Below are 8479 nucleotides of genomic sequence, written 5' to 3' on the forward strand. Positions count from 1 at the left end.
CCCTTATGACCGCAGGTCAAAACCGCATACCCGTGAATCTTGACTTCGCCGCCTCGACGCCTATGCGCGCCGAGGCGCTCCTTGCGCAGCGCGAGTACGACGACAGCGAGCTTGCCGGCGTCAACCCCAACTCGCTGCATTCGCTCGGCCGCAAGGCTGCCGCGCGTCTGGAGGTTGCACGTCGCGAGATCGCCCGCAGCTTTGGCGCGCGCGTTCGCCCGTCTGAGATTGTTCTGACCAACGGCGGCACCGAAGCCAACCAGCTGGCGCTACTCGGTCTTGCCGAGGGTGCACGTCAGCGCGACCGTAAGCGTAACCGCGTGATCGTATCTGCCATCGAGCACGATTCGATTCTGGACAACCTGCCGTTGCTGCGTGCCGCCGGCTTTACCGTCGACCTGGTGCAGCCCTGCCGCATGGGCTACATTGAGCCTGCCACGCTTGTCGAGCTGCTAGGCGACGACGTGGCGCTCGTGAGCATCATGGTTGCCAACAACGAGACCGGCGTGGTGCAGCCCATCCGCGAGCTTGCCGCGGCCACGCATACCGTTGGCGCCCTGTTCCACACCGATGCCATCCAGGGCTATCTGCACATTCCGCTCGATGCCGCCGAGCTGGGCGTCGACGCCATGTCCGTCGCAGCCCACAAGATTGGCGGTCCCGTGGCATCCGGCGCGCTTTACGTTAAGACCCGCACGCCGCTGCGCCCGCGCATCTTTGGCGGCGGACAGGAGGCCGGTCGTCGTGCCGGCACGCAAGACCTGCGAACGCAGCTCGCCTTTGCCGCTGCCGCCTCGTCTCTGACGCCCCATGTGGCTCAGGAGCGCGCGAAGCTGCAAGCCCTTTCCGACAAGCTCTACGCCACGCTTACGGCCCACCAGCGCATTCACGCCACCATGGGCGACTACGCACAGGCCGATCGCCTGCCGGGCATGGTGTCGATCTACGTTGATGGCATGGACTCCGAGGAGCTCATCGTCAAGCTCGATGCCGCCGGCTTTGAGGTTTCGGCCGGCTCGGCGTGCTCGAGCGGCAGCATGGACCCGAGCCATGTGCTCAGCGCCATGGGCATTGGTCGCGAGCAGGCACTAGGTGCACTGCGCATTTCCTTTGACGACCGCGTGAATCCGGACGATCTGGACGAGTTTGCCCAGACGCTGCTCTCGATCGCAGGTGCCGCATGATCGTCGCCGAGCTCGAGCGCGCGCTACTGGCACGCTATCCCAAGACGGACACCGAGCCCTGGGACCACGTAGGACTCTCCGTTGGCGATCCGGCCGCGGAGATCACCGGCGTTGCCTGCGCACTCGATGCGACTGAAGCTAATGTTCGCCGCGCCCAAGAAGCAAGCGCCAACGTGCTGCTGACGCATCATCCCATATACATCAAGGCACCCGAGGCCTTTTGTCCGGCGGATGCCACACGTCCCCAATGCAGCGCGGCGCTCTACGAGGCAGCGCGTTGCGGCGTGAGCATCATATCGCTCCACACCAACCTGGACCGCTCGCACGAAGCCCGTGTCCGCCTGAGCAAGCTGCTGGGTGCTGCACCCGTAAGCTCACTGGAGCACGTGGACGACCCCGAAGCCACCGGCCTGGGCGCGCTTGCAACGCTCAACGACCCGTATACGCTGCGCGATCTTGCCGCCCGTGCTGCCACGGCCTTCGGAAGCGACCCGCGCGTATGGGGCGATGCCGAGCGCCCGTGCCGCACCGTCGCCATTCTGGGCGGCTCCCTGGGCGACTTTGGCGAGCTCGCCATCGCCGCGGGTGCGGATGTCGTCGTGACGGGCGAGGCGGGCTATCACGTGGCGCAGGACCTCGCTCTGCGCGGTCTGGGCGTCATCTTGCTCGGCCACGACCGCTCCGAGGAGCCGTTCGTTGATATATTGATGAACTCTGCAGTTGACGCCGGGGTCAACCCCCGTCATGCGATTAAAATACTGAACCCTTGCCAATGGTGGACTGTGACAAAAGGAGAGAACTTATGAGCGCCGGCGCTACGCTACTCAAGCTGCAACAGATCGATTTGGAGCTCGCCCGCAACAAGAGCGAACTTGCCAATATGCCGGAGCTCAAGGAGCTCGCTTCCAAGCGCAAGACCTATGTGAAGCTCAAGTCCGAGATGACCAAGCTCTACGCCCAGCGCAAGGATCTGGACATTGAGCTCGACGATCTCAACACCACCGAGATCCAGACCAATAACGCCATCGAGGCCGCTAAGAAGCGCCACGTTGACGGCTCCGACTACCGCGAGGTACAGGACCTGGAAAACGAGCTCGCCACCCTGGCCAAGCGCCTGGACAAGATTGAGCACACCCGCAAGGATGTCGTTGTCGCCCATAAGGAGGCGCTCGACCGCGAGACCCGCGCGCAGGCCATCATCGCCAAGTTCGAGGAGGGCGTGAAGGCCGATACCAACGCCGCCCGCGCCAAGGCTGCCGACCTGCAGGCTCAGATCGAAGCCGCCACTAAGGAGCGCACCGCTCTTGCCGCCACGCTGCCGGCCGACGTGCTCACCGACTACGAGCGTCTGCTCAAGCAGTTCCGCGGCTTGGCCGTCGAGACCATCCAGGGCAACATCCCCACGGTCTGCCACACCGCGCTGCAGGCATCGTCCATGAGCGACCTCAACCACGACGGTAGCGAGATTACGCACTGTCCGTACTGCCACCGCCTCCTGGTGCTCCCGAGCAAGGAAGCCTAGCGATGACGGCGGCATCCAACAATTCAATGCAACTTGAGGGAAAAACGATCCTGCTGGGCATTACCGGCGGGATCGCCGCCTATAAGTCGTGCAATATCGTGCGCCTGCTGCAAAAGCGCGGCGCACGTGTCAAAGTCGTTATGAGCGAGCATGCCACGGAGTTCGTGGGCCCGCTCACGTTCCGCGCGCTCACCAATGAGCCGGTCGCGGTTGGGCTATTCGACGACCCGTCTGACCCCATCCACCATATCTCGCTTGCGCAGGAGCCCGATCTGGTGGTCGTGGCGCCCGCGACGGCCAATATCATCGCCAAGATGGCCAACGGCATCGCCGATGACCTTATTTCCACCACGCTGCTTGCGACGCCGCGACCCATCGTGATCGCACCCGCTATGAACAACGGCATGTGGAAGGCGCCGGCGACGCAGGCCAACATGGCCACGCTGCGCGAGCGCGGTGTCCATGTTGTGGGACCCGGCAGCGGCTACCTTGCCTGCGGCGACGTGGACACGGGACGCATGAGCGAGCCCGAGGACATCGTCGAGGCTGTATGTGAGGTGCTCAAACCCGTGCCTCAGGACCTGGCAGGCAAGCGCGTCGTCATCACTGCCGGCCCCACGCACGAACCAATCGACCCGGTGCGATTCATTGGCAACCGCTCATCAGGCAAGATGGGCATCGCCCTGGCAGGGGAGACCGCTCGCCGCGGTGCTGCGGTCAAGCTTGTGCTGGGACCGACATCGCTCGATGTCCCCCGCGGCGTGGAGTGCGTGCGCGTGCAGACCGCCGCTGAAATGCTGCAGGCAGCGCTCAGCGCCTTCCAGACGGCCGATGCGGCAATTTGTGCGGCCGCCGTCGCCGACTATACCCCCGCCACCCCTGCGGACCATAAGCTCAAAAAGGCCAACGAACGCCTGGATCGCATCGAGCTTGTCGAAACGGTCGATATTTTGGCCGAGCTCTCGCGCCAGAAGGGCGAGCGGTGCGTAATCGGATTTGCGGCCGAGACCGATAACGTTGTCGAGTACGCCGAGCGCAAATTGGCCCGCAAGGGCTGCGATGCCATTATCGCCAACGATGTCTCGCGCGCCGATTCGGGCTTTGGAACCGACACTAACAAGGCCTGGATTGTGAGCACAACGGGTACGCAAGAACTTCCCGTGCTAACAAAACCCCAGCTCGCAGATACAATTTTGGACTTGCTTCAAAATTTATAAAAAAGTTCTTGCACAAGTCTAAAGTTTCGGGTTAATATACTCCCTGTTGCAAGCGAGAGCAGAGCAACAAACATAAGCTTCGGGACGTGGCGCAGCTTGGTAGCGCACTTGACTGGGGGTCAAGGGGTCGCTGGTTCGAATCCAGTCGTCCCGACCAGAAGTTTGCAGGTCAGGCACCTAGTGCCTGACTTTTTTTTTGTTTTAAGCAATTGCTTAATTTTGATTAAGCAACAGGGTGCCAAAAATCTACCTGCGCGATAATCGCTTTTTGCGGCTACTTGCGCGTTTTGCACGCGCTTGAGCCGATTTATTAACGCGACATGAATCTACATACGCGTAGCTGGTATACAGACGAGTACAGGCTGTATTTATCGCGGCGATTTACGCAGATATGGCGACTGTAACGAACTAGTGTGTCGCTGTATTTATTCCAGCAGTTCACTTGATCTGTGGACAAGTGAGCGGTTACAACAAAACGCCAACCAGGATGGACTCCATACGAGGATGCCGCAAAGGTAATGGCGGGGAAGTGCGGCAGGCGCTCTGAGAGCCGCTGTATGACCCCATTTCTCCTCAACCCGATTACCTGTACAATGAACCTCGAATTGTTTGAGTAATCGCCAAAAAAAAGCCCTCGCAGGATTGCGGGGGCTTTGCGATGAAAGAGATCAGAAGCAGAAAGCGGGGAGGACATAAAACGAGTCCGTCGCGCTGTAGCTGTAGCAAATACCGCCGCTTTGAACATAGCGAAAGGATGTGGAGCTGCGCGGTCTCACGGAACGAGTCCAGTGGCTATAGCCTGATGCACCGGAATAGTTCGACCCCGTCACGCCCTTGGATTTGTAGCACTCGTACTGGATGCCGTCAGATTGCATATCCCCGTATACTTCGGTTGCCGAGAGCAGAAAAACCTTGTCGGTCGTCGCCGAGGGGGCACCGCCCCCGTTACCGCCAACGTTATCGGTTGTCTTTGTGACGGGTTTCACCTTTGACTGGAGCTCGCTGGGCAGGAGCAACCAGAGGTCACCGCTGTTGAGGCGGGTACGGAGCTCGGACTTATCCCAACCACCGGCATTGGTGTCCGTAGCGTTCATTCTCTGGCTACCCAAGGCAGAGTTGGTCGCCTCGAACGTCAAGCCTGCCATGCCGCTACCATCGGCCAAGTCGTCGTGGTTGATGCCGATGATACGGTACTCGAGCGTCTTGCCATTGGTCAGCTTCATCGAGAACTTGGTGCCGGCATCCATGGCGGCCTTGGCCTTGGCGTAGGCGATAGACGATGTACCGTTCTTGGCAATGTCTTTGGCAACCGCCTCCTGCTCGTCGAGGGTCCAGTCCTTCGCGTCCTTGGCGATGGCCACCTGGACGGCCGCGGAATCGGCGCCTGCGGAGCCGCCACCGGACGCGCCTCCCTCGACGCCGCCGACCGTCCCATTGTTCACCGTGTTGCCGACCAGGTTGAACTGGTTTCGGATGGCTCCGGCCACGCCGGGTCCCGCGAACACGATGACCAGGCCGATGACGGCAATGATCAGGACGTACTCGATAATTGATTGCCCTCGGAAGCGGGTCGTTTCAGGAGCGACCCCCCCCCGAAGGTTAATTGCCGCTGCATGCATATACGGCTCCCTTCACTCGGGGTTTGCAATACGAGCCGAGCGTAGGGCTATTCCAAGTATTTGCAACGGTCTTGCCGCTGCGGCAACGATGACGGCAGGGGAGAAAGTCATGCGATATTAGCGCGGCTATAACGTCCGCTTCGAATGCCGACCGTATTCATATCGAGGCAGCCATTTCATACCTTCAGAAAGACAACTGAAAGCCGCAAAAAAGCGGGACCCGGCTATAAGCCGAACCCCGCCCAAGAGAAGCCTTTAGAGCCGAGACAGACAACGCGTGTGGACAATCACTCAGCCTTCACCGCCATGCGCACGACCTCTTCCATCGGGTAGCGAGTGCCGCAGTCCCCGTCCAAAGCCTCGTTGTAGGCCTCGATGTCCGCCATGTCCTCAGCCTTCTCGAACGCGGCCCTTCTCACGAACTCGGAAAAGGTCATGCCCGTGGCGTCCGCATGGCCCTGAATCAAGGCCATTTCGCCCTCATCGAACTTGACCGCGATCTCGCGCATCGCCATGGTCGCTCCCGTAAACGCCGTCATCGAAGTGAATCCATTATCCACCCACCGTATACGCCCCGAACTCGAAACACCAAGCAGGATGGACTCTATACGAGGACGCAGCAGAGGTAATGGCGGGGGAGTGCGGCAGGCGCTCTGAGAGCCGCTGTATGACCCCATTTCTCTTCAATCCGACTACCCGTGCCATGAACCTGAAGCCGTTCGTTCGGTCGCCAAAAGAAAGCACGCGCGGGGTAACGCGGGCTTTGCGCTAGACAAGCTAGAAGCACCAGGCGGGGGAGACGCAAAACCAGCCCGGCGCGGAGTTGCTGTCCGACGGATTGCCGCTGCTGTCGACATGGAGGAAGCCCTTCGAGGCGTTCGGAAACACCTAACGCTCCCACCAACCGCTGCCAATGGCAATGGCAGAGTTGGGATTATAGTTCTCCGTCACCTTGCCTTTGAAGGCCTCGTACTGGGTGCCCTCGGAGGAAGTCCAGGGATAGGATGCCCAATAGGAGGTGGGGGCGATCTCAGAGTAGCTGAGCAGGAACAGCTTGTCCGAGGTAGCCGTCACGGCGGCGTTCTTGTTCTCATCACCGCCCCCGACATTGTTCGATAGCTTCTTGACGGCCTTCACCTTGGACTGGAAATCGGAGGGCATCAGATTCCAGATCTTGCCGGAGTTCATTTTCTGACGGAGTTCAGACTTCTCCCAACCGCCGGCGTTGGTGTCAATCGCGTTCATGGGGGACCAAATGCCCGTCGTGGTGGTGAGGAACGTGAGGCCCGCCTTGCCGGATCCGCCTGCAAGGTCATCATGATTGATGCCGATAATGCGGTAAGTCAGCGTCTTGCCATCGGTGAGCTTCATCGAGAACTCGGTGCCGGCATCCATCGCGGCCTTCGCCTTGGCGTAGGCGGGCGACGCCTCGCCCTTGGCGGCGATGTCCTCGGCAACTGCCTTCTGCTCACCGAGGGTCCAGTCCTTCGCGTGTCCTTCGCGTCCTTGGCGAGCGCCGCCTGGACGGTCGCGGAACCCGCGCCGTTACCGCTGCCGGAACCGCTCGGTTCCCAAGTCCCACCTGCTGTCCCGTTTACCAATACTCCCGCCACCGTGTTGAACTGGTTCCTGATTGCCGACGAGACCCAAGGGCCGGCTATCATCACAACCAGGACGATAATCGCGATGACCAGAACGTACTCGATGGCTCCTTGGCCTCGGAGGCGGGTATTCCTAGGAGATACCCACCCCCCCCCCGAAGGTTAATTGCCGCTGCATGCATATGCGACACTCCCTTCGCATGGGGATTGATATTGCATGCAGAGCGTACGTTAAAGCGAACCGACTAGCCCGTAACGTGCCGCTGAGGCAACGGCGGCACGGGTGCCCGCGCCACATAAACTGCTTGCCGTTTTGTTTCTTCAGACCTACTGCCACGCCTTCGGGAGGATAACGCCGGGGGCGCAGTGATTGAAGTCACTATGATTAGCATAGGTTGGGACATTCCAATCGGAACAGTCGAGGTTTAGATTTTTGCAATAGCTAAACATGCCGAGCATATCCATAACATCTGAGGTCTTCCACCCTGGTCCAAATTTCACGCTTTTCAGCGAACTGTCGGTGGAAAAAAGGAGGCGTAAATCGCCGGCTTTCCGCGTCGACCATCCGGAGATGTCAATCTCCTCGACCTTGTAAAGGTTTTTGAGCGCCGAGTCGAATTCGACGACCGAGGACGTATCCCAGCTTGAAATACTGAAGGAAGTCGCATTGCCGCAATACGCGAATGCGTGCTGCAGATTTGTGCAGTTCGACATGTCGAACTTTGCCAGATCAAAGCTCTTGCAGTTCTCCATGTACTGAAAGCAAAATGCCAACGAGTGGATTTCTATGCCATCGTCAACGGCCTTTACGGCCACGATATTATTTCTGTTAGGCCACCAGTGGGCAGTCGTCTTGCCGTCGTTTCCCACGGTCGCGGTGGCGTATCCATTTTCGAACCCCGTATACACCGCCGTCACGCGGCGGCTGTTGAGCATGTCACCGACTCTGGGGACCCCGCGGCACTTGTAGAACATGAGGCTGTGGTCGTCCTTCGAGTACACGGCGAACGCTATCCTGTGAACGGGGTCCACGATGTCGGCGTCGGTCAACGACCCGTTGCCGCCGCCCGTGCCGCCCGACTCCCAGCTCCCCTTTGAGATTCCGTTGCCGAGCGTCCCCGCCACCGTGTTGAACTGGTTTGTGATCGCCGACGAGACCCACGGTCCCGCGATCAGCACCACCAGGACGATGATCGCGATGATCAGTACGTACTCGACTGTCGACTGCCCCTTCGGGCGGCGGGTAAATCTGGGAGATACCCATTACAGTCTGAAATAGGCCATCGATAAATTTCGATGGCGAGCATTCGGCGCATTGCCTACGATACGGGCAAGC

At 60.0% G+C, this 8479-nt stretch carries 8 protein-coding genes and 1 tRNA gene; 5 read left to right on the forward strand and 4 right to left on the reverse strand.

Annotated elements, in window-relative coordinates; genetic code table 11:
- Positions 1 to 5: 5 nt before the first annotated feature.
- The 5 genes from AB5202_RS07965 to AB5202_RS07985 all read left to right on the forward strand — a co-directional run bounded on the left by AB5202_RS07965 (position 6) and on the right by AB5202_RS07985 (position 4080).
- A complete protein-coding gene (locus AB5202_RS07965) occupies positions 6 to 1184 on the forward strand; it encodes a cysteine desulfurase family protein (RefSeq protein WP_368144156.1) in 1179 nt (392 codons plus the stop codon).
- The gene (locus AB5202_RS07970; RefSeq protein WP_368144155.1) at positions 1181 to 1990 is read left to right on the forward strand and encodes a Nif3-like dinuclear metal center hexameric protein; all 810 of its coding nucleotides are present in this window, start codon (positions 1181 to 1183) and stop codon (positions 1988 to 1990) included. The genes AB5202_RS07965 and AB5202_RS07970 overlap by 4 nt, the downstream gene beginning before the upstream one ends.
- Positions 1987 to 2706 (forward strand): zinc ribbon domain-containing protein, encoded by a 720-nt coding sequence (locus AB5202_RS07975; protein ID WP_368144154.1) that lies wholly within the window; start codon positions 1987 to 1989, stop codon positions 2704 to 2706. The genes AB5202_RS07970 and AB5202_RS07975 overlap by 4 nt, the downstream gene beginning before the upstream one ends.
- Positions 2707 to 2708: 2 nt before the next feature.
- Positions 2709 to 3923 (forward strand): bifunctional phosphopantothenoylcysteine decarboxylase/phosphopantothenate--cysteine ligase CoaBC, encoded by a 1215-nt coding sequence (coaBC, locus tag AB5202_RS07980; protein ID WP_368144152.1) that lies wholly within the window; start codon positions 2709 to 2711, stop codon positions 3921 to 3923.
- Between the two features lie 80 nt (positions 3924 to 4003).
- A tRNA-Pro gene (locus AB5202_RS07985) sits at positions 4004 to 4080 on the forward strand.
- A 511-nt stretch (positions 4081 to 4591) separates the two neighbouring features.
- Here AB5202_RS07985 and AB5202_RS07990 read toward each other — a convergent pair.
- The 4 genes from AB5202_RS07990 to AB5202_RS08010 all read right to left on the reverse strand — a co-directional run bounded on the left by AB5202_RS07990 (position 4592) and on the right by AB5202_RS08010 (position 8322).
- The gene (locus AB5202_RS07990) at positions 4592 to 5410 is read right to left on the reverse strand and encodes a DUF6273 domain-containing protein (RefSeq protein WP_271759265.1); all 819 of its coding nucleotides are present in this window, start codon (positions 5408 to 5410) and stop codon (positions 4592 to 4594) included.
- A 419-nt stretch (positions 5411 to 5829) separates the two neighbouring features.
- Entirely contained in the window at positions 5830 to 6081 is a 252-nt protein-coding gene (gene relB / locus AB5202_RS07995; protein ID WP_368144150.1) for a type II toxin-antitoxin system RelB family antitoxin, read from the reverse strand.
- A gap of 349 nt (positions 6082 to 6430) precedes the next feature.
- Positions 6431 to 6937 (reverse strand): DUF6273 domain-containing protein, encoded by a 507-nt coding sequence (locus AB5202_RS08000; protein ID WP_368144149.1) that lies wholly within the window; start codon positions 6935 to 6937, stop codon positions 6431 to 6433.
- 533 nt (positions 6938 to 7470) lie between these two features.
- Entirely contained in the window at positions 7471 to 8322 is an 852-nt protein-coding gene (locus tag AB5202_RS08010) for a BspA family leucine-rich repeat surface protein (RefSeq protein ID WP_368144147.1), read from the reverse strand.
- Positions 8323 to 8479 lie beyond the last annotated feature (157 nt).

Source organism: Collinsella aerofaciens, from assembly GCF_040915545.1.
GTDB lineage: Bacteria > Actinomycetota > Coriobacteriia > Coriobacteriales > Coriobacteriaceae > Collinsella > Collinsella aerofaciens_BE.

Excerpts from the sequence above, each read along its gene's own strand:
- AB5202_RS07965 (WP_368144156.1), top strand. The coding sequence starts at position 6 with ATGACCGCAGGTCAAAACCGCATACCCGTGAATCTTGACTTCGCCGCC.
- AB5202_RS07970 (WP_368144155.1), top strand. The coding sequence starts at position 1,181 with ATGATCGTCGCCGAGCTCGAGCGCGCGCTACTGGCACGCTATCCCAAG.
- AB5202_RS07975 (WP_368144154.1), top strand. The coding sequence starts at position 1,987 with ATGAGCGCCGGCGCTACGCTACTCAAGCTGCAACAGATCGATTTGGAG.
- coaBC (WP_368144152.1), top strand. The coding sequence starts at position 2,709 with ATGACGGCGGCATCCAACAATTCAATGCAACTTGAGGGAAAAACGATC.
- relB (WP_368144150.1), bottom strand. The coding sequence starts at position 6,081 with ATGACGGCGTTTACGGGAGCGACCATGGCGATGCGCGAGATCGCGGTC.
- AB5202_RS08000 (WP_368144149.1), bottom strand. The coding sequence starts at position 6,937 with ATGGATGCCGGCACCGAGTTCTCGATGAAGCTCACCGATGGCAAGACG.